Below are 24,736 nucleotides of genomic sequence, written 5' to 3' on the forward strand. Positions count from 1 at the left end.
CACGACAGCATCTCGCCATATGACAGTAACTGTCAAGAAGGAATTCCCTCTCACCAACAATGCCAGGTGGCGAGCGGTCGTCGTCACCGCCCTCGCCGATTACGGTAAGCGGGTGAGTATCGAGTTGACCTTGCTGTCGGGTGTTGCGGTGCAGGGCCGGGAGGTCTCCGGAGCACGGCCACGCGGGTTGCTGGCCTTGCTCGCGGCGGATTTGCGGAATGGCGCCAGCGTCGCGCGCCTGGTCGACGGGCTGTGGGGCCAGGAGCAGCCCGAGAATCCGGCCAAGGCGCTACAGGTGGTCGTTTCCCGGGCCCGCGCACAACTCGGAAGTGAGCTCATCGCCAGCACACACACGGGGTATCGGCTGACGCTGGCGGCGGACCAGGTCGATGCGACGGCGGTGGAGGTGCATGCGGCCGCGGCGGAGCGGCACGCACGGGCCGGTGATCATGCCGCCGCACTGACTCGGGCCGAGGCCGGATTGGCGCTGTGGAACGGCGACGCCGAGGACGGGACCGCAGGAGATCCGCTGTCCGAGTTGCGGATTGCGCGCCGGCCCGCCCATCGCACCCTCCGCACAGTGCACGCGGTGACGCTGTCCCAGCTGGGCCGGTACGCCGAAGCGATGGAACCGCTGGCAGCCCTGCTGCGAGCCGAGCCCCGCAATGAGGAAGTGCTCGCGGAGCTGCTGCGCGCCGAAGCCGAGACAGCGGGCGCCGCGGCCGCGCTGGCACGGTACGACGGTTACCGGCGACGGCTGCGCGACGAGCTCGGCACGGACCCGGGCAGTGCCCTGCGGGCGGTGCAGCGACAGCTCCTGCTCTCGAGCGAACCCGTTGTGCGGCAGGGCATTCTGCACGATGCCAACCCGCTGCTCGGACGTGCGGGCGATATCGCCGCCGTCACCGCACGGCTGCGTTCCGCGCGTGTGGTGTCGATCGTGGGCCCGGGTGGGCTGGGTAAGACGCGGATGGCCCACGCCGTCGGCCAGCGCGCCGAGCAGCGGCGGGTGTATCTGGTGCAGCTCGCCGCGGTCGATGACGATGCGGCGGTGGCGGCCGAGGTGGCCGCCGCACTCGGGACCGGTGATGCGCCGGCCGCAGCGCAGAGCGGTGTCGTCTCCGGCATTGCACGGGCGCTGGGATCCGGGCCGGTCCTGTTGATTCTCGACAATTGTGAGCAGGTGCTCGAAGGGGTCGCGGCACTTGTCGGCCCGCTCGTCTCGTTGACCGCGGAGTTGCGAGTGCTGGTAACCAGCCGTGCGCCGCTGGGATTGAGCTCCGAGTCGGTCCATCCGCTCCCGGCCCTGGCCGCGGAGACGGCGGCCGAGCTGTTCGAGCAGCGAGCCCGCGCGGTCCGCCCGGATGTCGACCTGCCGTCCGAGGAGGTGGCCGCGCTCTGCGCCCACCTGGATGGGCTGCCGCTGGCCATCGAATTGGCGGCGGCGCGGGTGCGGGTGATGTCCGTGGCCGAGGTCTCGCAACGCCTGGTCGATCGGTTCGCCCTGCTGCGCGGCGGTTCCCGGGATGCGCCGCAACGACATCGGACGCTGCACGCGGTGGTCGAGTGGAGTTGGAAGCTGCTCGACGAGCCGGCGCAGGCCGCCATGCGCATGCTGTCGATCTTCCCGGGCGGCTGCACCGCCGATGCGGCACATCGCCTGCTGGGCGGTGATTTCGACGCGACCCTCGAACTGCTCGAACAGCTGGTGACGCAGTCGCTGATCCAGGTCGGCGAGGGCGAATCCGGCACCCGCTTCCGAATGCTGGAGACGGTCCGCGATTTCAGCGCCGCCGAGCGGATCGCCGCGGGCGACGAGGACCGGGCGACCGCCGAATTCCTGGCATGGGCCCGGGATTTCGGTATCCGGCACAGCGGCTCCGCGTTCATCGAACTGGGCGGCTCCGGCGAATTCCGGGCCGAGCAGGACAATCTCGTCCGAGCCCTCCGGATCGGCCTCGACCGCCGGGACGGGGCAACGGTCGCCGCGACCTGGGCTGTCCTGGGCCCCGCCTGGTTCGTCGGCTCGCACTACTCCCGCATCGCCGAGCAGGCCGCCGAATGTGCCTGGGTGCTTTCGCATTACCGCCCGGAGCCCGCACTCGTGGAGGTGGCCCGGACCGCTGCGGTCGTGTGCGCCCTGAGCGGTGTCACCCAGGGTGGCTTCGAACTCCGCTCCCGGCTGGTCCTGCGCCGCCTGCCCACCGCCCCACCGGATACCTTCGTGCGCGCCGTGGCCGCGGTCTTCGCCGCGGCCACCGACCTCGTTTCTCCGGACCCCACCGCCCTGAATCGACTGTGCGACAGCGACAGCCGACTGCTGTCCGGCGTGGCCCACCTGGTAGCGAGCTTCCGCGCCGAGCAGATCGGCGACCGCGCCGAGGCGCTCGCCGCCACCACCCGCACGCTCGCCGCCTTCGAAACCACCTCGAACACCTTCATGCGGTATCAGGCGCGCTGCCGCATCGGGAAGCTGGCGCTGCTGGCGGAGCGCGGCGACCAGGCCCGCGAGCAATTGGAACGCGCGCTGCGGCAGATCGCGGACCTCGGCCCCCGCCCGGATCGGGGTGATCTGCTGGTCGGTCTCGCCATGGCGGCACTGCAACTCGACGATATCGAGGGCGCCCAGCAGTGGCTGGCGCTGACGCCCGAGTCCAAGGACCCGTTCGCCAATCCGCACCGGTTGGTGGCGGCCGCCGAAATCCGGCTCGCGCGTAGCGATGTCGAGAACGGCCTGCGGGGCTGGCGCGAGCTGGCGGAGTGGTCGTCCGGCACCGAGAACCCCTTCTATCGACCCGATCCGCGTGGGGTTCAGGTGTGGGCGCTGGAGTCTCGCTCGGCCACCGTGCTCGCCCACGCCGAGTACGGCCGGCTGGCCCTGGTGGCCGACCTGGTCGAGGACCTCCCGCACCAGGTGACCGCGCTGCTGGAGCAGCCGGCCACCCAGCCCGGCGGATTCCTGGCCGAGCTGACCGCCTGCGGCGCGGTGCTTCTCGCCTTGGCGAGGGCCGATATAGCTCGCGGCCACTCGGCGGCAGGAGCGCGCCTGATCGCGCTGGCCGAGCGTTTTGATCCCCCGCGTCAATTCCATCCGACCATGTCCAGCACCAGGATTCGCGCCCATGCCGAAAACGCCGATAAGGCAGCGTATGCCGAGGCTGTCTCGGCATACGCTGCCCTGGATGTTCCGGCCCTCCGTGCCGCCGCGCTGAATGCGCTGCGGGACAGGGTTTCCTAGCGACCCGGTTCCCGATCGAGCAGCTTCTTGGCTCCCAGGAAGCTGACCACGATGATGCCCGCACACCACGCGACGGCGATCCAGGCGCTGTTGCCGATCGGCGTGCCCAGCAGCAGTCCGCGCAGGGCTTCCATCACCGGGGTGAAGGGCTGGTGCTCGGCGATCCACCCGATCCAGGCGGGCATGGAGGCGGTGGGGACGAAGCCGCTGCCGAAGAACGGCAGCAGCATGAGCAGCATGGGCAGATTGCTGGCGGTCTCGAGGCTGTCGCTGACCAGGCCCATGACTACCGACACCCAGGTGATCGCCGTGATCAGGAGCACCAGAATGCCTGCGGCGCCGAGCCATTCGGCCACGCCGGCGGTGGGCCGGAAGCCGATGATTCCCGCGACGCCGAGCACCACGCTCACGCTGAGCAGGGTCTGCACCATGCTGCCGACCACATGCCCGGTCAGCAGGGACGGCCGGAAGATGGCCATGGTGCGGAAGCGGGACACGATGCCCTGGGTCATATCGGTGCACACCGAGACGGCGGTGGCGGTGGCCGCCCCGGCCACTGTGAGCAGCAGAATCCCCGGGACCACGTAGTTGACGTAATCGGCGCGACTGCCGGAGTGACCGCCGAGCCCGGCGCCGAGAGCCCCGCCGAAGACATAGACGAACAGCAGCAGGATGACTACGGGAGAAACGATGAGCGGCACGGTCATCGCCGGGTACCGCACGATGTGCAACAGGCTGCGGCGCACCATCATCAGCGAATCGGTGGCTGCGTATTTCATGGTGCTCATCGCACGGACTCCTTCGGCTTGCCGGTGAGGGCGAGGAAAACATCGTCGAGATCGGGGGTGTGGACGGAGAGTTCAGCGGTCGGAATTGCCGCGGCCTTGAGCGTGTCGAGCAGTGCGTGCAGCGAGTCGACGCCGCCGTCACCGGGCACCTGCAGGGTGAGTTCGTCATCGTCGCGGACCACCGCACCGAGCAGGCGTGCCGCGGCCTCCAGGGCGCGCGGCTCCACGAACCGCAGGTTGATATGTCCGCCCGGGACAAGGCGTTTGAGATCCTCCGGAGTACCTTCGGCGATCACCTTGCCGCCGTCGAGCAGCGCGATCCGGTCGGCCAGCTGATCGGCCTCCTCGAGGTACTGCGTGGTGAGGAAGACGGTGGTGCCGCCGGCGACCAGTTCGCGGACCAGTCGCCAGACGGCGCGGCGGCTGCGCGGATCGAGACCGGTGGTGGGCTCGTCCAGGAACAGCACCTGCGGGTCACCGATGAGCCCCATGGCGATATCGAGTCGCCGCCGCATACCGCCGGAGTAGGTGGACGCGGGCTTCCGGGCCGCGTCCACCAGGTCGAACTGCTCGATGAGCCGGGCCACCCGGCGCTTGCGCTCGGCGCGGCCCAGATGGTGCAGGACGCCCATCATGGCCAGGTTCTCCTCACCGGTGAGCAGGTTGTCCACCGCGGCGAACTGACCGGTGAGGCCGATCGCGGCGCGCACCGCCTCCGGATCGCGGGTGAGATCGTGACCTGCGACGGTGATATCGCCGGCGTCGGCGCCGATCAGGGTCGAAAGGATCTGCACCGCGGTGGTTTTCCCGGCCCCGTTCGGGCCGAGCAGCGAAAAGATGGTTCCGGCGGGCACATTCAGGTCGATGCCGTCGAGCACGGTGTGCTCTCCGTAGGACTTGCGCAGTCCGGAGGCCGTAATGGCCGGTGGTCGGTGACCGGTTGTCATGTCTTGCTCCTCGATGTTCTGCGACCGTTGTGGTCGCTGTCGAGAAGAAGATTGCGCGGCGCGGGTTTCAGCGCGGCTGCACGACGGTTTCACCGGGTTTCGGCCGTGAAACCGCAGTTCGAGGCATGGTTCCGGTCGCAGGGATGGGTGAGCTAGCCGAGTCCCCGGCGGGCGATCGCACCCAGGGGGCTCAGGTCGAGGTCGCCGGAGGCCTCGGTCCAGCCGGTGGCGCGCAGCTCGTTCGGTGAGCCGATGCCGAGTGCGTCGTGCAGGCCGATCGCCGCCGAGCGGGCGAGCTCCATCAGGCGGCTGGGCGGGATGGGCCAGAGCAGGGAGCGGCGCCAATTCTCGATCTCGTGCCGCACCACGGGGGCGGACCAGCCGAGCTCGCGCAGTCGCTGGGCGGCGGCCTCCGGAATCGGTTCGGCCAGATAGTAATTGCCGGTGAGCTCGGCGGAAAGTTTGATGTCGAACTGCTGGAACTGAACGTATCGGTTACCGGCGGCCGTTATGACCAGCGTGGCGCGAGAGGGTAATTCCTGCAGACATCGCGCCAGTGCCTGCACAAACGCGTCCCAGTCGGAAGTTACTAATGCCTCGTCTTGCCCCCGGGTGCCCATCGAGGCCGATCATACGCCGTCGAATCTTTCCGGGCACCGAATAATTCTGGCGCACTTGCGCTTCGGCGGGAGTCGCGACCGCATCGACCGAAAACGGCCGCGACCCCCAGCTGAGAGGCCTACCGGCGGTGGTTCACGGTGCCGAGTACGGCAACCGGAGTGCAACCCACCAGGCGGGCGGTGCGTTCATCGGCCGTGAAACTATGGCGTGCAACGAATTCCCGAACCTGAACGCGCACCGTCTCGAACACCGACACCGACGATGTGATCGGCAGGACCGACGATACCGCGCTCATTGCACTCCTCCTCGTGAATTTCTTTCTCCTGGCAAGCCATTGTTCCAAGCAAAAGCCCAGGTGGCCGTAAATTACTCGTGAATATCACCGCACCGGGGCGGGGATTCGCGCAAAGATATCTCCGCTCGGCGCCGAGGGCGCCAATCTCTACCGCGCAACGGAAGATGTTGCGGGCGCGCAAGATTCGCACGAGCGGATTGACGAATCCTTTTCGGCCGGGCAATTCCACCTCGAGTGCGCGGTCACCGCTCGCCTACTCCGAATGTGACAGCTGGGCGGCAGATCGCGACCGCTGCGCATGTGACGGTTGCCACCTGGCCGATAAGATGAGACGATTCGATCGTAACTCTCTCATCCTGTCGGGCGGTGGCGCCCGGACAGGATCGTGATCAAAGGAGATCACCATGACCGCCGCCGTAGCGCCGATCGATCATGCGTCCAGAGCAGCACGCCCCGAGCGCCGACCGTTCGACCCGGACACCCGCATCTGGGCGGACACCGGCCTCATCACCTTCTCCCTGACCGCCGGCTCGGCCTTCCTGCTGCAGACCATGGAACCGAGCATTGCCGCGGTCGTGGACGAGCACTCCACCTTCCGCACCGATCCGCTCGGCCGCGCCTTCCGCAGCATCGCCTCGGTCATGATGTGGATCTACGGCGGCGACGAGGCCCTCGCCGAGGCCGACCGGCTGCGCGTCATGCACGCGAGCCTCAACACCACCGATGCGCACGGGGTGAAGCATCAGGCGCTGTCCTCCGGGCCGTGGGCGTGGGTGCTGCACACCGCAATCCACGCGTTCACCGAGGGCAATCGGTACTTCTCCACCGAGAAGCTCACCGAGGCCGACAAGGAGTCGTACTACCAGGAGGTGGTGCAGCTCATGCGCAATTTCTCGGTGGCGCCCAAGGAGATTCCCGCGACCTATGCCGAATGGGAGCCGTGGTTCCAGGATCAGGTCGAAAACCATCTGGTGGCAACCACTGTCGCCGAGGACTACCTGCGGGTCATTCGAAAGATCGCGCCGCCCAAGCAGGTTCCGGCGCCGCTGCGACCGGTCTGGCGGGCCGCGACCACCCCGATCGGAAAGCTGCAGTACTTCTTCACCGTCGGCACCACGCCCGAGATCATTCGCGAGAAGCTCGGCCTCACCTGGACCGAGAGCGATGAGCGCACCCTGCGCGCCCTCGGCTGGATCATCGGCCGGACCGTCCCCGTGCTGCCGGAGCGCATTCGCTACTTCCCCATCGCCTACGAGGCACGCCGGCTCGAACGCGACCGCGCGCGCCTGCGCAAGATCATCGATCTGCGCCCCATGTAAACGACGAGTCACCCACTATCCCGGCACGGGGTCACTCCGGCGCGCGCCTGGCGGGGCCGCGCCTGCACCCCGTTTCCTGGGGCTGGTTTGCGGCGGCGATTCACAGCAAGGTCACTATGGTGATCATGCGGATGGTGTTGTGGCGGGCCCTGGTCGGCCTGCTACTGGTGGTGGGGGTTGTGGCAATACCGGCTCGGGCCGGGGCGAATCCGGCGTTCCAGTGGCGGCAGGAGTACATCACCGCGCCTGATGGGACCCGGTTGCACGCGGATGTGCTGCGGCCGGCGGGTATCGCCGATGATGTGAAGACCCCCGTGATCATGACGGTCAGTCCGTATCGGGCGCACCTCGCGTACCTCAGCGAGCCACGGCTCGAGGGCGGGCCGTCCATCGTGGATCTCGATGTGGGGACTTTCCTGGGTGCGGGTTACACCTATGTGATCGTGGATTTACGCGGGTTCGGCGGATCGAACGGGTGCCCGGATTTCGGCGGGCCGGGCGAACGGTCCGATGTGAAGACGGCCGTCGAGTGGGCAGCGGGGCAGTCCTGGTCCACCGGCAAGGTCGGACTGGTGGGCACCTCGTACGAGGCGTGGACCGGATTGATGGGTTTGGCGGAGAAGCCGGCGGGGCTGGCCGCGGTGGCGGCGTTCGAGCCGGTGGTCGATCCGAACGCGTATCTGTACATGCAGGGGATCGCGTGGAAGTTCTCCGGTAAGCCGGTGACCGAAACCGGTGTGCGGCCATCGGATCTCGCGGGATTCGAGCATCTGCTCATCGCCTCCACACCGGGGCGCCCGGACGATTCGCCCGAGTACCAGGCGAATGCGGTGAGCATCGACCCCGCGTGCTATGCGAATTACGTCGCAGAGATCACCAATCATGATGACGCGACGGCCTTCTGGCAGGACCGGGATCTGGTGGCGAAGCTGCGCGGGAACACGATTCCGCTGTTCCTCGGGCAGGGGTTCATCGACTACAACACCAAGCCGGATCGGGTCTTCCAGCTCTGGAACGGGCTCGGACCGGGTGAGCACAAGGCGTGGTTCGGGCAGTGGGGGCACCGGACGTGTGAAACACAGTGCGGTACCCCGCAATTCATGTCCGAGCTGCTCGGATTCTTCGATCACCTGGTGGCGGGCAAGGAGGCGCCGGTGCCCGGGCCGCGGATCACCGTCGGGCAGTTCGACGGGAAGTATCGTTCGGAGACGGCGTGGCCGCCCGCCGACAGCCACCAGGTGCCTGTCGATCTGCGCACCGGGGTCTACACCGACCGGGGTCTGGTGCCCGGGGCCGATCGCGAAATCTGGTCTGTCAGTCAGCCTTTGGCGCAGGATCAGCATCTCGCGGGGATCACCACGGCATCCCTGACGCTCGATGCGCCGCCGCAGACCACGGTGGCGCTGGAAATGTACGACATCGCGCCGGACGGGCTGGCCACCGTCATCACGCGCGGTATCGCACCGGCGACCGCCGATACGCAGCTGCGGCTGCTGGCGCAGGATTGGCCGCTCAGCGCGGGGCATCGCATCGGGTTCCGGATCACCGATGTGGTCGACGATATTTGGGCGCATCCGCCGGCTTTCACCAAGGTCACCGTGAACTCGGCCCGGGTGCAGCTGCCGCTGCTCAGCGCAATCCGCACCCCCGACCTGCCCGGCGGCGTCTCCGACGGCATCCCGAAGTGGCATAGGGAGAAGTCCGTCCCGCTGCCCGCCGATCTGCTGAACAATGCGACTGTGACCGTCGACTTCCCGCCCCGGACAGGCTAGGCGACCCATGACCCGCACCGTATCCGCCGCCGCACCCACCGTGGACGATGCCACCGCCGAGCGCCTGGCCGCCGCCCTGCGCTGCGCCACCGTCTCCCGCGAGGACCACACCGAGACCGACCCCGCCGAATTCGACCGTCTCACCGCCCATCTCGAACACTGCTTCCCCCTGGTGCACACCCACCTCGACTGCGAAACCTTCGGCCACAGCCGCCTCTACCGCTGGACCGGGGCCGCCGATGGACCGGTCACCACCTTCGACGGCTCGGCCCGGACCGGTCCGGCAACGGATGCCGACTCCGGCGGTGCGGTCGCGAATGGCAATACCGCGGCCGGTGGCAACGCGGCGACGCCCCCTGCTGATTCAGGCGCGACCGCGGACGGTGCGGCGATCTCCGGATACCGCCCAGCGCCGGCTGTGGATGCTGTCGAGCTGGGCGGTGCCGAGCGGGTGAGCGCAATTCTGCTGGCGCATATGGATGTGGTGCCGGTGGACGATGAGGCGGGGTGGACGCATCCGCCGTTCGCGGGGGTGGTGGATGACGAATTCATCTGGGGGCGTGGGGCTATCGATGACAAGAGCCGGGTCATGGCGATCCTCGAGGCGGTCGAGGGGGCGCTGGAGGCGGGGGTGCGGCCCAGGGGGACGGTGTATTTGGCGTTCGGGCATGACGAAGAGGTGTTCGGGGAGGGCGGGGCCGGGCGGATGGCGGCGCGGCTGCGGGATGCGGGGGTTCGGGCCGAGCTGCTGATCGATGAGGGTGGTGTGATCACCACGGGGGTGGCTGCCGGGGTGGCGCAGCCGGTGGCCACGATCATGGTGGGCGAGAAGGGTTTTGCGACGGTGCGGCTGTCGGTCAGCGCGGTGGGTGGGCATTCGTCGATGCCGGGGCGGCAGACGGCGGTCGGGCAGTTGGCGCGGGCGGTGGCGCGGCTTCAGGATCATCCGTTTCCGCTGCGATTGACGCCGGTGACGCTCGACATGCTCGCGCGTTTGCGGAGTGTCGTCTCGGAGCCGCGGCGCACACTGCTCGGCGCGGTGGGCTGGGCCGGGCCCGCGGTGGCGCGGGTCCTGGCGGCACAGCCGACCACCGAGGCGCTGGTGCGCACCACCACCGCGCCGACGATGATCAGCGGCGGCGTCAAACCCAATGTGCTGCCGCAGCGCGCCGAGGCGTACGTGAATTTCCGCATCCTGCCCGGTGATTCGGTCGCCGATGTGCTGACGCACTGCCGTCGCGTGATCCGCGACAAGGGCGTCATCGTCGAACTGTCCGGCACCGCCTCCGAACCCTCCCCCGATCCCGCCGCCGGACCCGCCTTCGAGCTCATCGCCGACCTGACGCGCGAGGTCGTGCCGGGTGTCGCGGTCACCGTCGGCATCGTCCCCGGCGCCACCGACTCCCGCTACTACGACGATCTCGCCGCCACCCGCTGCAATTTCGCATCCATCATCCTCACCGCCGCCGATCTGGCGCGCATTCACGGCACCGACGAGCGCATCTCCCGCGCCAACTACGCCCGCCTGATCACCTTCAACCGCCGCCTCATCGACCGCCTCGCCCAATCCTGACGGCTGCGACGGTCGCCTCGAGCCCAGTCGAGGCCAGTTGCGATGGCCGCCTCGACCGCCGCGCCCGATCCTGACCGATGCGATGGTCGCCTCAACGAGGTGGCACCGGTGAGCATGAGCCGGGCGAATGAGCGGCGGACGCGTTCGCCGAGTTGCCTTCGGCCTTCGTGCGGGGCCCGGACGACAGCTGCCCGAATCGCCGGGAGGGGCGACGAGAGGGGTGGTGGTGCGCGAGAATAGCTCGGCCGGTACGCGACAATTCGGGCTGAGCATCGTGCGGTGCCGATGCCCGGCAGCGTGACGACACCCACCCCATCGAGAGGGAGCGACGATGACCCGAAACGAAACCGGCGAATTCCAGGGCAAGGGCGGGCGCGTGTTCTGGCAGGCCTGGCTGCCGGAGGGCGATCCGCGGGCCGTGGCCGTGATCGTGCACGGATACGCCGAGCATTCGGGGCGCTATGCGCATGTGGCGAAGCGGTTGAACGATGCCGGGGTCGCGGCGTACGCGCTCGACCACATCGGGCACGGCCGGTCCGACGGCGGCAATGGGAATGTCGAATCCCTCGACGGGGCCGCCGACAATGTGCAGACGCTGCTCGACCTGGCCACCGCGGCACATCCGGGGCTGCCGCACTTCGTCATCGGGCACAGCATGGGCGGGCTCACCACCGCCTACCTGGCGACCCGCGCTCCCCTGGACGTGACCGGCGTGGTGCTCTCGGGCCCGGCGATCGTCATCCCCGCCGGCAATGTGGTGCAGCGGACCCTCGCCCCGTTCGTCTCCCGCTTCCTGCCGAATCTTCCTGTGCTGAAACTGGATTCGACACTGGTGAGCCGTGATCCGGAAGTGGTGCGGGCCTACGACACCGATCCGCTGGTCCATCACGGCGGCGTCCCCGCCCGCACCGGCGGTGAGATGCTGCGCGCGGGCACCTTCGTGCTGGCGCACCTCGACCGGCTGACGGCCCCGCTGCTCGTGCAGCACGGCGCCGCCGACGGTCTGGCCTCCCCGACCGGCGCCGATCTGCTCGAACGCGATGCGGCGTCGAAGGACAAGACGGTCATTCGCTATCCCGGCCTGTTCCACGAGATCTACAACGAGCCCGAACAGGACAAGGTCCTCACCGACCTGGTGAACTGGCTCGACGCGCACATTCCGGCGTAGCCACGCGGGGAAAATAGCCGACGGTCACGGGGCAACCCGTGGCACAGTCGGTTGACGTGACCGACTATCGCACCATCAACCGGGACAATTGGGACGACCGTGCGCCGTTGCACGCCGCCTCCGCGGACTACGGACTGAACCGCTTCCGCACCGATACCAGCTTCCTCAGCGATGTCGTCCGCTTCGATCTGCCGCGTCTCGGCGACATCCGCGGCCTGCGCGGCGTGCACCTGCAATGCCATATCGGCACCGACACCCTCTCGCTGGCTCGGCTCGGCGCGGATATGACCGGCCTCGACTTCTCCCCCGCCTCGCTGGCGGAGGCCCGGGCGCTGGCCGAGACCAGCAGCACCGCAATCGAATACATCGAAGCCGATGTCTACGATGCCGTGGAAGTGCTGGGCGCCGGGCAATTCGATCTGGTCTTCACCGGTATCGGCGCGCTGTGCTGGCTGCCCGATATCCGGCGCTGGGCCGATACCGTCGCCGCGCTGCTGCGGCCCGGCGGGCGACTGTTCTTGCGCGAGGGCCACCCGGTGCTGTGGTCGATCGACGAGGCCCGGCCCGACCATCTGACCATCGGGTATCCGTACTTCGAAACCCCCGAACCCATGGTTTTCGCCGAAGCCGGCACCTACGTCGAGACACCCGGCGAGATCACCAGCACTGTCACACACGAGTGGAATCATGGGCTCGGTCAGATCGTGGGAGCGCTGCTGACCGCCGGCCTGACCCTCACCGAACTGGTCGAACACGACAGCGTGCCCTGGGAGGCGCTGCCCGGCCGCATGTTTCGCGATGAGGGCGGCGAATGGCGGCTCACCCAGCATCCCGAACGCCTACCGCTGTCCTACACCTTGCAAGCCCGTAAGGAACCTCGATGAACGAAGAACTCATCCCCATCCTGCGCGTGGCCGATGCCGCCGCCGCGGTCCGCTGGTATGAACGCCTCGGCTTCGTCAAGGAGTCGGAGCACCGCTTCGAACCCCACCTGCCCGCCTTCGTCGGCATTGCCCGCGGCGCCGTCCGCATCTTCCTCTCCGAACACCTCGGCGACGCCCGTCCCGACACCCTCGTCTACCTCCGTGTCCACGATGTGGACGAGGTGGCAAAGGAATTCGGCGTTGTCCCCGAGGAAGCTCCCTGGGGCCGCGAGATAGAACTCCGCGACCCGGACAGCAACCGCCTCCGCATCGGCACACCTCCCTGGTAGTCAGCCGAGCCCGCTCCGCATCAAGATCACCAGGAAACTGTGGCGGCATTTCGCGAGTAACCGCCGCCACCAGTTCCTGGTCGATGCGCAGCTGATCCGTGGCGCGGAGGGAACCGACGGCCTGCCTCGTGCGTCCAATTCGGTGAGCGAGGGGAGGACTCCGGTGGACCCGAATATGCTGCGCCGCAGTGCGCAACAAGCCCAGCAGGGGGCGCAAAACGAAGGGCGGCGGATTTCGCAGGGTGGGGTCGATCCGGACTACATCCAGCACTTGGAGGATTTCGCCGGGTTCTCCCATGCGGAGATCTATGCAGGCGTGCAGGCAATGGATCCGGGAGCCATGCACGCGCATGCCGAGGTGTGGGCGGGGATCGCGGACAACCTCTCGGGAGCGGTGAACGGCCTGTACACGGCGGTGCAGGGCGCGCTGGCGGATGGAATGCGGGGGCATACGGCCGCGGCCGCCGATACGGCGGCAAGGGAATTCGCGCGGTGGGCACTGGACGTGACCGAGATCGCGCACAGCACCGGGCATCGCATCCTGGCGGCCGCCTATGGCGCCGAGGCCGTGCGCAGAAGTGTTCCCCCACCGCCGGTTCCCTCGCAGTCCGACGGCTCCGACCGGCTCGCGCCCTACATCGCACTGATGACCGGCACTACCACACCCGGTGACGCGCACCAGTTCGCGGCGGTCCGCGAAGAGCAGCACCAACTGGCGCTCGCGGCGCTCGAAGCCAACTACATCCCGACGTATCCGCCTGCGGGGTCGGGTGTTCCGGCCTTCGGATCGAAGGGAACAGCGGATGGCGGGGTTGTCTCCGATGCTGTCGCGGGCGTGAACGCACTGCCTCAGAACTCCATACGCTCGAACTACGCCTCAGTGCCGGTCAACCAGAACCCCGTACTCCGATACGACGCGGTCAACTCCGGCGGCAACGGAAACCCTGATGCCGCAGCGAAGTCCGCCGACTCAGCGGTCTCCCGTAACCCGAACCAGCAGTCCGGGCAGCAGGCAGACAGCCGGACCGGCGGCACGAATAACACTGGAGCACAGCCGGTTCAGGATGCCCCGCAGATATCGCCGAGGCAGGATTCCCCGATCCGCGATACCGACCTGTCCACCGAACCCGTGAATCTGTCCACCAAGCCCGCGAGTATCGATGACCGCCCCCTGTCCCCACTCGCGCACATCGTTCCGAACCGACCGGGAACACCAGGCGACCCAGGCGGCTCCCCCATCCCGGGCGGCCCCGGCACCAGCTACCCGGCTCCACCCAACTCCGGAAGCCCCTCCACACCAACACTTTCCAGCACTCTCGCCCGACCAACAGGACCACCCACAGCCGGAATATCCGGCATGTACCCACCCGCAGGCCGCGGCACCTCCGACGCCGACAGCACCCACCGCACCCCCGAATGGCTGATCCGAAACCGCGAACAGGAGCTCCTCGGCACCCCACCCCCAACCGTCCCCGCCGTCCTCGGAGCCGACTTCCCCGCAGCCCGAACAGATCTCACCCCCACCGACACCCTCACCTGAAATGCCGATCGTCGACCACCCAACCCGAACCGCAGCCCGCCTACGCATCGAACAACGCGTAGGCGGGCTGCGCGATCGGGACACAGTCTGAGCGACGTCGTGCAACGCGGCCAGAAAGTGCGAAACCATCCTTGGGTAGCGCGGCTGGGTCAGCCCCCGAAGACCCTCTCCACCACTGTTTTCGCGCGGCGGGTGACGCGCATGTAGTGGTCGAGGAATTCGCTGCCGTCGTCGTTGGGCCAGCCGGCCACGCGGGCTACGGCCGATAGTAGGAGGCCCGGGCCGGGGAGTTGGTCGGCGGGTTTGCCGCGGACCAGGACCAGGGCGTTGCGGGCCTTGGTGGCGGTGAGCCAGGCGTCGCGCAGCAGTGCCACGTCGGCGGCGTCGATGAGTTCGGCGGCTTCGATGACGTCCAGGGATTCGAGGGTCGAGGTGTTGTGCAGGGCGGGGACCTCGTGGGCGTGCTGCAGCTGCAGCAGCTGCACGGTCCATTCGATATCGGCCAAGCCGCCGCGGCCGAGTTTGGTGTGGGTGGCCGGATTCGCCCCGCGCGGGAGCCGTTCGGCGTCGACACGCGCCTTGATGCGGCGGATTTCGCGCACACCCTCGGGCGACATGCCCCCGGCCGGATAGCGCACCGGGTCGATCGTGTGCAGGAAGCGCACACCCAGCTCCGGATCACCGGCCACCTGGCGGGCCCGCAGCAGTGCCTGGACCTCCCACGACTGCGCCCACTGCTGGTAGTAGGCGGAGTAGGCCGCCAGTGTGCGTACGAGCGCGCCATTGCGGCCCTCCGGCCGCAGTCCGGCGTCGACCTGCAGCGGCGGATCGGTGCTGGGCGCGCCCAGCAGTCGCTGCACCTGCTCGGCGACGCCGATGGCCCATTTGACGGCGACGGTCTCGTCCACGCCGGGCCGCGGATCGCAGACGAACAGCACATCGGCGTCGGAGCCGTAGCCCAGTTCCTTACCGCCGAGCCGGCCCATACCGATGACCGCGAAGTCGGCGGGTTGCGGTCCGCTGGCCCGAATCACCGCCTGCAGTGCGGCTTCCAGCGTCGCGATCCACACCGAGGACAGCGCCTTGCACACCTGCTGCACGTCGAGCATGCCGAGCACATCGGCGGAGGCGACACGCGCCAGTTCATGTCTGCGCAGTGAGCGCGCGGTCGCCACCGCACGCCGGGGTTCATCGTAACGACTTGCGCCCGAGAGGATTCCGCGCGCGACATCACCGACATCAGGGGCCAGCAGCAGCGGCCCGTTCGGTCCGTCGGCGTACATGCGAATGGTCTCGGGAGCGTTGATGAGCAGATCCGGCAGGTACGCCGAGGAGCCGAGCACGATCATCAAACGCTGTGCGATGGCCCCTTCGTCGCGAAGCTCTCGCAGGAACCAGATCTCATTGTCGAGGCCCTCGGACACCCGCCGGTACGCGAGCAGTCCGGCATCGGGATTCGGTGTCTCCCCGAGCCATTCGAGCAGGGTCGGCAGCAGCAGCGCCTGAATCCGCCCCTTGCGCCCGACCTCACCGGTGAGCGCCTTCAGATGCCCGAGCGCGTTCTCCGGCGCGGCATAACCCAGTGCCGCCAACTGCCGCACGGCCGCCGCCGGACTCAACCGCAGTGAATCGGCATCCAGGCGCGCCACCGATTCCAGCAGCGGGCGGTAGAAGAGTTTGGCGTGCAATCGCCGCACCCGCACCGCATTGCGCCGGATCTCGCTGCTGAGCACGCCGACCGCGTCCTGCCTGCCGTCGGGCCGCATATGCGCGGCCCGCGCCAGCCAGCGCATGCCCTCCTCGTCATCGGGGGCGGGCAGGGTGTGGGTGCGCTTGAGCCGCTGCAACTGCAGGCGATGTTCGAGCAGGCGCAGGAATTCGTAGGAGGCGGTCAGATTCGCAGAATCGTCACGGCCGATATAGCCGCGCGCCGCCAGCGCCGCCAGCGATTCGACGGTGCCCTGGGTATGCAGGGTCTCGTCCGCCTTGCCGTGCACCAATTGCAGCAGCTGCACCGCGAATTCGACGTCCCGCAGGCTGCCGTGCCCGAGTTTGAGTTCCCGCTCCCGCATATCGGCGGGCACCAGATCCTCGACGCGGCGGCGCATGGCCTGCACATCGGTGACGAAATCGGTGCGCTCGGACGCCGCCCACACCATCGGCATGAGCGCGGCCTGATACTGCCGCCCCAACTCCAGATCGCCTGTGGCGGGCCGCATTTTGAGCAGCGCCTGGAATTCCCAGGTGCGCGCCCAGCGCTTGTAGTAGGCGATATGCGATTCGAGGGTGCGCACCAGCGCACCCGCCTTGCCCTCGGGCCGCAGTCCGGCATCGACCTCGAAGAAGGCGGCCCCGCCCACGCTCATCGTTTCGGCGGCCAGGCGGGTGGCGGTGGTGTCGGCGGGCTCGGCGACGAAGATGACATCCACGTCGGAGACGTAATTCAGTTCCCGCGCACCGCATTTGCCCATGGCGATGACGGCCAGCCGCACCGGCACCTCGCGATCGACGCACACCCGCGCCACGGCCACCGCGAGTGCGGCGGTCAGCGCGGCATCGGCGAGATCGGTGAGATGCCAGCCCACCTGCTGGTACGGCAGTACCGGTTCGTTCTCCACGGTGGCGGCCAGATCGATGGCGGCCAGCAGCATGAGCTGATCGCGATACCGCTTGCGCAGCAGGGCAACTGCCTCCGGGCCCGCGATACCGGCGCGGAACAGCATGGGTCCGGCGTCGGCGCCCGTCTCCGGTTGCGCGTGCACCGCCTCGAGGAGTTCGGTCAGCACTTCCTCGCGCGAGGGCAGTTCGGGCCGCCGCAGCAATCGCCAGGCGACCGGATCGGCCACCAGATGATCGGCGAACGCACTCGACGACCCGATCAGCGCGAACAGCCGCCCGCGCAGTGCGGTCTCCGCGCGCAATGCGGAATCCAGCTCACCCCAATCGCTTCCGAGCTGTTCCCGCAGACGCATGAGCGTCAGCAGCGCCAGATCGGCATCGGGCGAGCGCGACAGCGCCCACAGCAGCGGAACACTGTCGACGTTGTCCCACGCCAATTCTCGAAGTGAATCGGCAGCCGACGGCTCGAGCAAACCGAGCCGCCCAACACCCGGGACAGCGGAACGAACAGTCGGTGGCCGGACCATTCCATCAAATTACATGTCACGTTCCACCGGCGTATCGGCGAACCCGCCGATAACGGACATCGTGGCCGAGCCGACGCCGATGCGACGACCACCCGAAGTCGTGCGCGCGAACGAAGACCCACTCACCACCCCGACACGACCAGCTCGTCACCCCGGCACGACCAGCTCGTCACCCCAGCACGGCCAGCTCGTCATCCCGGCATGCGTTTGGCCGGGATGACAGGAGGGCTCACGCCGGGAGGGCGAGGCCTACAGCCCGAGGTATTCCTTCAGCTCGTACGGCGTCACCTGGTTGCGGTAGCCCGCCCATTCGCGGCGCTTGTTGCGCAGGAAGAAGTCGAAGACGTGCTCGCCGAGGGTTTCGGCGACCAGTTCGGACTTCTCCATGTTCTTGAGCGCCTCGTCGAGGCTGGCGGGCAGCTCGCGGAAGCCCATGGCGCGACGCTCGGCGGCGGTCAGCGACCACACGTCGTCCTCCGCCTCCGGGGGCAGCGTGTAGCCCTTCTCGATACCGCGCAGACCGGCGGCCAGGATCACCGCGAAGGCCAGGTACGGGTTGCAGGCACTGTCGGGGCTGCGGACCTCGACCCGGCGCGAGGACGACTTGTTCGGCGTGTACATCGGAACGCGAACGAGCGCCGAGCGATTCGACCGTCCCCACGACGCGGCGGTCGGGGCCTCGCCACCGTGGATGAGCCGCTTGTAGGAGTTCACCCACTGGTTGGTCACCGCGCTGATCTCGTGCGCATGCTCGAGAATGCCCGCGATGAACGCGCGTGCGGTCTCCGACAGGTTGATCGGGTCATCGGGATCGTGGAAGGCGTTCTGCTCGCCCTCGAACAGGCTCATATGCGTGTGCATGGCCGAACCCGGGTGCTCGGCGAAGGGCTTGGGCATGAAGGTGGCCCGCACGCCCTCGTCGATCGCCACCTCCTTGATCAGGTAGCGGAAGGTCATGACGTTGTCGGCCATGGACAGTGCGTCCGCGTACCGCAGGTCGATCTCCTGCTGGCCGGGCGCGCCCTCGTGATGGCTGAACTCGACGGAAATGCCCATCGACTCCAGCGCGTCGATGGCGTGCCTGCGGAAGTTCGGCGCCTCGTCGTGCACGGTCTGGTCGAAGAAGCCGCCCTGATCGACCGGCGTCGGCATGGTGCCGTCCATCGGGCCGTTCTTGAGCAGGAAGAATTCGATCTCCGGGTGCACATAGCAGCTGAAGCCCAGGTCAGCGGCCTTGTTCAGCTGCCGGCGCAGCACGTGCCGCGGATCCGCCCAGGACGGCGAACCGTCCGGCATGGCGATATCGCAGAACATGCGCGCGGAGTGCTGATGACCCTTGGAGGTGGACCACGGCAGGATCTGGAAGGTCGACGGGTCCGGTCGTGCCACCATGTCCGCCTCGGAAACCCGGGCAAACCCCTCGATGGCCGAACCGTCGAAGCCGATGCCCTCCTCGAAGGCGCCCTCGAGCTCGGCGGGCGCGATGGCCACCGACTTGAGATAGCCCAGGACATCGGTGAACCAGAGGCGCACGAAACGAATATCGCGCTCTTCGAGCGTGCGGAGGACGAATTCCTTCTGACGGTCCATGACCGCGAGCGTAAGCACCCGGAGTTAAATCCGTGTTACATGGATGACTCCAACTCTCGGAGACTCCCAGGAACCGCGCCCTCGAACCCCCTGAAGACGCCCGGAGGCTCCGGCCCCGAACCCGCGGAAACTCCACTCACGAACCCTGGAAACAGCCCGAAAACGCCACTCGCAAACCCCGGAACCACCCCGAGACTCCACTCGCGCAAGCCCGGAAACGCGGCTCGCGAACTTCCGAAAACAGCCCCCGCGCCCTCGGCGAGCCGTTGATTCCGGCTGCCGAGTGCGTTCGGGGGACCTCGTTTCGAGCCTTCGAAAAGCCGTTCAGCAGGTGAGACCCTGGGCGGGCACCGTCAGGTTCACGAGGTAGGCGATGACCGGGTCGTCGACGCACTGCACCCCGGACAGCGACACCGTGTGGCGGGTGCCCTTGTAGGTGATGAGCGCAGCGCCCAACTCATTGGCCAGATTCACACCGGCCTGATACGGCGTGGCCGGATCCTCGGTGGTGGAGATCACCACGGTCTTGGGCAGATTGGGGATCGAAAGCCGGTGCGGGGTACTCGTACTGGGCACCGGCCAGATGGCGCACATCTCCAGCGGAGCCGCATTGCTGCCGTGCCCGTCGTCCAAGAACGGGGCGACGCGGCGGTAGTCGGCATCCTGCTGCGCGGCGACGGCCCGGTCGGTGATCGGCGGATCATCCACGCATCGAATCGCATTGAACGCATCGGAGCTGTTGTCGTAGCTGCCGTCGTCGTGCCTGCCGTCGTACATATCGGCCAGGGCCAGCAGGGTGTCGCCGTGTCCGGCGGCCAATTCGCGCAGGCCCTTGGTCAGCGCGCCCCAGAGCCGGTTGGAATACAGCGTCTGCTGCACACCGGTGATAGCGTCGCCGTAGTGCAGGCCACGCGGGTCGTCGGTGGGAACGGGCTTGTCCCACAGCGGGCTCACCAGCGCCCGGAAACGGGCGGTGGACTGCGCCGGGTCAGCGCCGAGCGGGCAGTCCGGCTTGGACGCGCAGTCGGCGGCATAGGAGTCGAAGGCCTTCTGGAAACTGGCGGCCTGGGCCACCGATTCCTTCACCGGATCCTGTTCCGGGTCCAGCGCGCCGTCAAGCACCAGGGCGCGGACGTGGTCCGGGAACTTCTCGGCATAGGCGTAACCGAGGCGGGTGCCGTAGGAGTAGCCCAGGTAGGTGAGCTTGGCATCGCCGAGCGCCGCCCGGATGACGTCCATGTCCTGCACGACCTCCCGCGTACCGACGTGCGCGAGAAAATCCTTACCGGTGCGCTGCACGCACTTATCGGCGAACTGCTTGTTCTCCGCTTCCGAGGCAGCGATGCCGGCGGGCGAATTGTCCTTGTTGGGTTCGGCGCGCTCGGCATCGTTCTCCGCGGCGGTCATGCATTTGATCGACGGCTGCGAGGCGCCGATCCCCCGCGGATCGAAACCGATGCGGTCGAAGCTGTCGGCCAGCGCGGTGGTGTCGGCAATGTTCACGATCGACATGCCGGGCACGCCCGGGCCGCCCGGATTGAACATCAGCGAACCGATCTTCTTGCCGGTGGCCTTGATTCGCGATACCGCGATCTTGGCGGTCGCGCCGTCCGGATTGGCGTAGTCGACCGGAACCGTGACGCGGGTGCACTCCGCGTTCTTCGGCATGTCCTCATCCCCGAACTCCGCACAGCTCCCCCACTGCACCGCCTGGTTGTAGTACTGCCCCATGCCCGCCGGGGCCGTCGCCACCGGCTTCCCGTCAACCACCGTGGAACACGCGGTCGCGGTCACTGCCAAGGCCGTCGCCAAGAGCACAACCCGCCCGGTTCGCATCAACGCCATGCCCCGATCGTGCCATCTCGCTTTACGCACCTTCGCATTCCCTTCGGTCACCACGGCGTCTTCGAATACATCGCGCTCGTCACGTGTCCCCGCAACACGGGGCACGCACCGCTAAGAGTTCGGAGCGGAGGCCGTTCGCGAGTGTGAGGAATTGCATCGAGGCGACAGGCGCGCGCGGTGGCAGACTTGGACCCGTCAGCAAAGCCCGGGGACCCGCAAGGGCCTCGAGGAAACGACGAAAGGGACGATGATGTCCGTATCAGATGCGGAAACACCCGCTTACGGCTCAGCACCTGCACCGCATACCCCCGCCAAGCGGAAGACGCGAGTGCATCACCTGCAGGAGCTCAAGGCCTCCGGCGAGCGCTGGTCCATGCTCACCGCCTACGACTACTCCACCGCCCGGCTGTTCGAAGAGGCCGGGATCCCGGTGCTGCTGGTCGGCGATTCGGCCGCCAATGTGGTGTACGGCTACGACACCACGGTCGCCATCTCCATCGATGAATTGATTCCGCTGGTGCGCGGCGTGGTGCGCGGTGCGCCGCACGCCCTGGTGGTCGCGGATCTGCCGTTCGGCAGTTATGAGTCCTCGCCCGAGCAGGCGCTGGCCACGGCCGTGCGCTTCATGAAGGAGGGCGGCGCGCACGCGGTGAAGCTGGAGGGCGGCGAGCGCATGGCCGACACCATCGCCAAGATCACCGCGGCCGGTATTCCGGTGATGGCGCATATCGGCTTCACGCCGCAGAGTGTCAATACGCTCGGCGGATTCCGGGTGCAGGGGCGCGGCGACGGCGCGGAGCAGCTTGTCGCCGATGCCATTTCGGTCCAGGAGGCCGGCGCGTTCTCCGTCGTCATGGAGATGGTGCCCGCGGATCTGGCCGGACAGGTCACCCGCAAGCTGACCATTCCGACCGTCGGCATCGGCGCCGGCGCGGAATGCGACGCACAGGTACTGGTGTGGCAGGACATGGTCGGGTACACCAGCGGCAAGACCGCCAGGTTCGTCAAGCAGTTCGGCAATGTGGGTGGCGAATTGCGCAATGCCGCAGCCACTTACGCGGACGAGGTGCGTCGCGGGGTGTTCCCCGGACCGGAGCACAGCTACTGATCCGCGCCATGAGGTTCGCCCCCGTGAACCATGACGGGGGCGGGCTACGATCCGGTTGATAGCCGATCGCTATCGACTCGGATTTCCCTACGGTCTTCACAGACCACCATCACATTTTGGTGGCAGACTCGGAAACAACGAGCTCTAACGACCAAAGGGAACTTCATGTCGCATCGCCGTTGGACCAGCACTCGCCTAGTTCGGCGCGCGCCGCTTTTCGTGACCACGGCGGCGGTCCTCGCATTGACCGCCGCCTGTGGTGGCAGCACGACCAGCGGATCGTCGCAGCCGCAGGGCTCTTCCGCACCGCTCACCACCAAATCGGGCGCGCCCACCACCGGCTCATCCACCACCCAGGCGCAGGGCGAGCAGGTCACCGTCTCCGATGACGCGGCAAAGCAGCTGTGCGACATGCTCCGTCCGCAGCTGTCGGACTGGCGGGTGCAGGGGCCGACGCTGGGCAAGATCTCGCTCAATGCCTCCGTGCACGAGTGGGCGCTGCGCAATGGCGGCATCAATCTCAAGGTGCTCGGTGACAAGGAAGTGCTCGACCGGGTCACCACCAAGAGCTGCTCCGACGTTCGCGATCAGGCGATCTCGGCGCTGGAGATCCCGAATCTGGCTGCGGGGCTGGTGGGCTGATGCGCAGTCTGTACCCGCCGATCGAGCCGTACGAGCTGGGCATGCTCGATGTCGGTGATGGTCAGCAGCTGTACTGGGAGGTCAGCGGGAACCCGGACGGGAAGCCGGTGGTGTTCCTGCACGGCGGGCCCGGCGGTGGCACCGCGCCGTTCCATCGGCAGTTCTTCGATCCGGCCGCGTATCGCATCGTGCTGTTCGATCAGCGCGGATGCGGGCAGTCCACGCCGCATATCGCGGACGGGGCGAGCCTGGAGTCCAACACCACCTGGAATCTGGTGGCCGATATCGAGGCGCTGCGCACGCATCTCGGGGTCGAGCGCTGGCAGGTGTTCGGCGGGTCCTGGGGTTCGACGCTGGCGCTGGCGTATGCGCAGACGCACCCGGATCGGGTGACCGAACTGGTGCTGCGCGGGATATTCCTGTTGCGCCGCAAGGAAATCGATTGGTACTACAATGGCGCTGCGGGGTACGTCTACCCCGATGAGTGGGAGAAGTTCCTGGCGCCGGTGCCCGAGTCCGATCGCGGCGACGATCTGGTCGAGGTCTATCACCGGCTGCTGCACTCCCCTGACGAGAAGATCGCCACCGACGCCGCCGTCGCCTGGTCCACCTGGGAGGGCGCCACGAGTTCCCTACTGCCGCAACCGGATCGCGTCGCCGAAACCGCCGATCCGCGGTTCGCGCTGGCGTTCGCGCGCATCGAGAACCACTACTTCCACCACCGCGGCTTTCTCGACGAGGGTCAGCTCCTGCGCGATATCGAGCGCATCGCACACATTCCCGGTGTGATCGTGCAGGGCCGCCACGACGTCGTATGCCCGGCGGTCAGCGCCTGGGATCTGCATCGGGCCTGGGCGAATTCGGAATTGCACCTGGTACCCGACGCCGGTCACGCCGCCGCCGAACCCGGCATCACGCACCATCTGGTCGAGGCCACCGATAAATATAGGACGTAAATGAACACCACAGCCGGTCCCGCCCTGGTCGACGCCCTCGCCGCCGACGTGGACCGGCTGCGGGTGGCCGAACCCGAAGTCCGCCAGGACCTTCCGGACTCGGTCCACCAGATGCGCGTGGCCACCCGCCGCCTGCGCAGCCTGCTCCGCTCCTACCGCCCCGCCTTCGCCCGCCGCCCCGTCACCGAGCTCAGCGACGAATTGCGCTGGCTGGCAGGACTGCTCGGCGTTGCCCGCGACGCCGAGGTCCGCGCCGACCAGTTCGAAGCGCTGCTCGGCGAGAACGGCGCGCTCTTCGACGACGGGTCCGCACCGACCGGCAAGAAGTCGGCGCCCGCGGCCGGCCGCAGGAAGGCTGCTTCCTCGAACGGTAGTAAGAAGTCAGCACCGGCGGCCGAGAAGCCCGCTGCTGGAAGCACTTTCGGCGCCCAACTGGTGGCCGAGCAACGCGACCGGTACGCCGAGGCGCACAAGGCGGCAGTGGAGGCATTCGACACCCCCCGCTACCGAACCCTGCTGGACAATCTGTCGGCCCTGCTCGCCGATCCCCCGCTGCGCGGCAAGGCGAACAAGCCCGCCGCCGACCTCTTCACCGACGTCCTGCACCACGACTTCCGCAAACTCCGCGACCTGGTCCGCACCGAACCGGAAGCCACGGGCGACGAACACATCGAGCACCTGCACGATATCCGCAAGGCCGCCAAACGATTACGCTACGCCGCCGAAGCCGCGACCACCGTCCTCGGCGACCCCGCCGCCGACCTGGGCCGCAAGGCCAAGAAGCTGCAGACCGTCCTCGGCGACCACCGCGATGCCGTCGAAGGCCTGCAAACCCTCCACACCCACGCCTCCGCCTCCGCAGAACCCGGCTACCAGCGCCTGCGCGCCGCCGAAGAAGCCGCCGCCGCCAAAGCCCTCGAGCAATACCCCGCCACCACAGAATTCCTCGACCACCACGCCCTCTAGAGCACGGTC

Annotated in this window: 19 protein-coding genes; 12 read left to right on the plus strand and 7 right to left on the minus strand. The window is 67.8% G+C overall.

Features of this window, described 5'->3' with window-relative positions; translation table 11 throughout:
- Nucleotides 1-19: 19 nt before the first annotated feature.
- Nucleotides 20-3,238, plus strand: coding sequence for a BTAD domain-containing putative transcriptional regulator (locus ABZX86_RS24500; RefSeq protein WP_355127004.1), 3,219 nt, complete (start codon nt 20-22; stop codon nt 3,236-3,238).
- On the opposite strand, the gene ABZX86_RS24505 is transcribed toward ABZX86_RS24500, so the two are convergent.
- The 4 genes from ABZX86_RS24505 to ABZX86_RS24520 form a co-directional block, all read right to left on the minus strand.
- The gene (locus tag ABZX86_RS24505; protein ID WP_355127005.1) at nt 3,235-4,026 is read right to left on the minus strand and encodes an ABC transporter permease; all 792 of its coding nucleotides are present in this window, start codon (nt 4,024-4,026) and stop codon (nt 3,235-3,237) included. The genes ABZX86_RS24500 and ABZX86_RS24505 overlap by 4 nt on opposite strands.
- On the minus strand, nt 4,023-4,973 hold the full coding sequence (locus tag ABZX86_RS24510; RefSeq protein ID WP_355127006.1) for an ATP-binding cassette domain-containing protein: 951 nt from the start codon (nt 4,971-4,973) through the stop codon (nt 4,023-4,025). Before ABZX86_RS24510 ends, ABZX86_RS24505 begins: the two co-directional genes overlap by 4 nt.
- Nucleotides 4,974-5,125: 152 nt before the next feature.
- A complete protein-coding gene (locus ABZX86_RS24515) occupies nt 5,126-5,593 on the minus strand; it encodes a hypothetical protein (RefSeq protein WP_355127007.1) in 468 nt (155 codons plus the stop codon).
- Nucleotides 5,594-5,712: 119 nt separating this feature from the next.
- On the minus strand, nt 5,713-5,889 hold the full coding sequence (locus ABZX86_RS24520) for a hypothetical protein (protein ID WP_355127008.1): 177 nt from the start codon (nt 5,887-5,889) through the stop codon (nt 5,713-5,715).
- Between the two features lie 404 nt (nt 5,890-6,293).
- On the opposite strand from ABZX86_RS24520, the gene ABZX86_RS24525 reads away from it, so the two are divergent.
- The 7 genes from ABZX86_RS24525 (at nt 6,294) to ABZX86_RS24555 (ending at nt 14,474) form a co-directional block, all read left to right on the plus strand.
- On the plus strand, nt 6,294-7,208 hold the full coding sequence (locus ABZX86_RS24525; RefSeq protein WP_355127009.1) for an oxygenase MpaB family protein: 915 nt from the start codon (nt 6,294-6,296) through the stop codon (nt 7,206-7,208).
- A 125-nt stretch (nt 7,209-7,333) separates the two neighbouring features.
- On the plus strand, nt 7,334-8,980 hold the full coding sequence (locus tag ABZX86_RS24530) for a CocE/NonD family hydrolase (RefSeq protein ID WP_355127010.1): 1,647 nt from the start codon (nt 7,334-7,336) through the stop codon (nt 8,978-8,980).
- A 7-nt stretch (nt 8,981-8,987) separates the two neighbouring features.
- Nucleotides 8,988-10,553, plus strand: coding sequence for a M20/M25/M40 family metallo-hydrolase (locus ABZX86_RS24535; protein ID WP_355127011.1), 1,566 nt, complete (start codon nt 8,988-8,990; stop codon nt 10,551-10,553).
- A 331-nt stretch (nt 10,554-10,884) separates the two neighbouring features.
- Nucleotides 10,885-11,721, plus strand: a complete 837-nt coding sequence (locus ABZX86_RS24540; RefSeq protein WP_355127012.1) for a lysophospholipase — start codon at nt 10,885-10,887, stop codon at nt 11,719-11,721.
- Nucleotides 11,722-11,777: 56 nt separating this feature from the next.
- Nucleotides 11,778-12,605, plus strand: a complete 828-nt coding sequence (locus ABZX86_RS24545; protein WP_355127013.1) for a class I SAM-dependent methyltransferase — start codon at nt 11,778-11,780, stop codon at nt 12,603-12,605.
- A complete protein-coding gene (locus tag ABZX86_RS24550) occupies nt 12,602-12,934 on the plus strand; it encodes a glyoxalase superfamily protein (RefSeq protein ID WP_355127014.1) in 333 nt (110 codons plus the stop codon). The genes ABZX86_RS24545 and ABZX86_RS24550 overlap by 4 nt, the downstream gene beginning before the upstream one ends.
- A 163-nt stretch (nt 12,935-13,097) precedes the next feature.
- Nucleotides 13,098-14,474, plus strand: coding sequence for a hypothetical protein (locus ABZX86_RS24555; RefSeq protein ID WP_355127015.1), 1,377 nt, complete (start codon nt 13,098-13,100; stop codon nt 14,472-14,474).
- 149 nt (nt 14,475-14,623) lie between these two features.
- Here the strand turns inward: ABZX86_RS24555 and ABZX86_RS24560 are convergent, their stop codons facing one another.
- The 3 genes from ABZX86_RS24560 to ABZX86_RS24570 form a co-directional block, all read right to left on the minus strand.
- Nucleotides 14,624-17,620 carry a bifunctional [glutamine synthetase] adenylyltransferase/[glutamine synthetase]-adenylyl-L-tyrosine phosphorylase gene (locus tag ABZX86_RS24560; RefSeq protein ID WP_355127016.1) on the minus strand — a complete coding sequence of 999 codons (2,997 nt, stop codon included), beginning with the start codon at nt 17,618-17,620 and terminating at the stop codon, nt 14,624-14,626.
- Nucleotides 17,621-17,869: 249 nt separating this feature from the next.
- The gene (locus tag ABZX86_RS24565; RefSeq protein ID WP_355127017.1) at nt 17,870-19,210 is read right to left on the minus strand and encodes a glutamine synthetase family protein; all 1,341 of its coding nucleotides are present in this window, start codon (nt 19,208-19,210) and stop codon (nt 17,870-17,872) included.
- Nucleotides 19,211-19,534: 324 nt separating this feature from the next.
- Nucleotides 19,535-21,046: an alpha/beta hydrolase gene (locus tag ABZX86_RS24570; RefSeq protein WP_355127286.1), complete on the minus strand. Its 1,512-nt coding sequence runs from the start codon at nt 21,044-21,046 to the stop codon at nt 19,535-19,537.
- A gap of 259 nt (nt 21,047-21,305) precedes the next feature.
- On the opposite strand from ABZX86_RS24570, the gene panB reads away from it, so the two are divergent.
- The 4 genes from panB to ABZX86_RS24590 all read left to right on the plus strand — a co-directional run bounded on the left by panB (nt 21,306) and on the right by ABZX86_RS24590 (nt 24,727).
- Nucleotides 21,306-22,163 carry a 3-methyl-2-oxobutanoate hydroxymethyltransferase gene (panB, locus tag ABZX86_RS24575; RefSeq protein WP_355127018.1) on the plus strand — a complete coding sequence of 286 codons (858 nt, stop codon included), beginning with the start codon at nt 21,306-21,308 and terminating at the stop codon, nt 22,161-22,163.
- Between the two features lie 165 nt (nt 22,164-22,328).
- On the plus strand, nt 22,329-22,805 hold the full coding sequence (locus ABZX86_RS24580) for a hypothetical protein (protein ID WP_355127019.1): 477 nt from the start codon (nt 22,329-22,331) through the stop codon (nt 22,803-22,805).
- Entirely contained in the window at nt 22,805-23,761 is a 957-nt protein-coding gene (gene pip, locus ABZX86_RS24585; protein WP_355127020.1) for a prolyl aminopeptidase, read from the plus strand. Before ABZX86_RS24580 ends, pip begins: the two co-directional genes overlap by 1 nt.
- Nucleotides 23,762-24,727 (plus strand): CHAD domain-containing protein, encoded by a 966-nt coding sequence (locus ABZX86_RS24590; RefSeq protein WP_355127021.1) that lies wholly within the window; start codon nt 23,762-23,764, stop codon nt 24,725-24,727. It abuts the gene before it with no gap.
- Nucleotides 24,728-24,736 lie beyond the last annotated feature (9 nt).

This window comes from Nocardia sp. NPDC006630 (assembly GCF_040611495.1).
Taxonomy (GTDB): Bacteria; Actinomycetota; Actinomycetes; order Mycobacteriales; family Mycobacteriaceae; genus Nocardia.

Bases quoted from the DNA above. Each gene is read 5' to 3' on its own strand.
- ABZX86_RS24500 (WP_355127004.1), top strand. From the start codon at position 20: ATGACAGTAACTGTCAAGAAGGAATTCCCTCTCACCAACAATGCCAGG.
- ABZX86_RS24505 (WP_355127005.1), bottom strand. From the start codon at position 4,026: ATGAGCACCATGAAATACGCAGCCACCGATTCGCTGATGATGGTGCGC.
- ABZX86_RS24510 (WP_355127006.1), bottom strand. From the start codon at position 4,973: ATGACAACCGGTCACCGACCACCGGCCATTACGGCCTCCGGACTGCGC.
- ABZX86_RS24515 (WP_355127007.1), bottom strand. From the start codon at position 5,593: ATGGGCACCCGGGGGCAAGACGAGGCATTAGTAACTTCCGACTGGGAC.
- ABZX86_RS24520 (WP_355127008.1), bottom strand. From the start codon at position 5,889: ATGAGCGCGGTATCGTCGGTCCTGCCGATCACATCGTCGGTGTCGGTG.
- ABZX86_RS24525 (WP_355127009.1), top strand. From the start codon at position 6,294: ATGACCGCCGCCGTAGCGCCGATCGATCATGCGTCCAGAGCAGCACGC.
- ABZX86_RS24530 (WP_355127010.1), top strand. From the start codon at position 7,334: ATGCGGATGGTGTTGTGGCGGGCCCTGGTCGGCCTGCTACTGGTGGTG.
- ABZX86_RS24535 (WP_355127011.1), top strand. From the start codon at position 8,988: ATGACCCGCACCGTATCCGCCGCCGCACCCACCGTGGACGATGCCACC.
- ABZX86_RS24540 (WP_355127012.1), top strand. From the start codon at position 10,885: ATGACCCGAAACGAAACCGGCGAATTCCAGGGCAAGGGCGGGCGCGTG.
- ABZX86_RS24550 (WP_355127014.1), top strand. From the start codon at position 12,602: ATGAACGAAGAACTCATCCCCATCCTGCGCGTGGCCGATGCCGCCGCC.
- ABZX86_RS24560 (WP_355127016.1), bottom strand. From the start codon at position 17,620: ATGGTCCGGCCACCGACTGTTCGTTCCGCTGTCCCGGGTGTTGGGCGG.
- ABZX86_RS24565 (WP_355127017.1), bottom strand. From the start codon at position 19,210: ATGGACCGTCAGAAGGAATTCGTCCTCCGCACGCTCGAAGAGCGCGAT.
- ABZX86_RS24570 (WP_355127286.1), bottom strand. From the start codon at position 21,046: ATGCGAACCGGGCGGGTTGTGCTCTTGGCGACGGCCTTGGCAGTGACC.
- panB (WP_355127018.1), top strand. From the start codon at position 21,306: ATGTCCGTATCAGATGCGGAAACACCCGCTTACGGCTCAGCACCTGCA.
- ABZX86_RS24580 (WP_355127019.1), top strand. From the start codon at position 22,329: ATGTCGCATCGCCGTTGGACCAGCACTCGCCTAGTTCGGCGCGCGCCG.
- pip (WP_355127020.1), top strand. From the start codon at position 22,805: ATGCGCAGTCTGTACCCGCCGATCGAGCCGTACGAGCTGGGCATGCTC.
- ABZX86_RS24590 (WP_355127021.1), top strand. From the start codon at position 23,762: ATGAACACCACAGCCGGTCCCGCCCTGGTCGACGCCCTCGCCGCCGAC.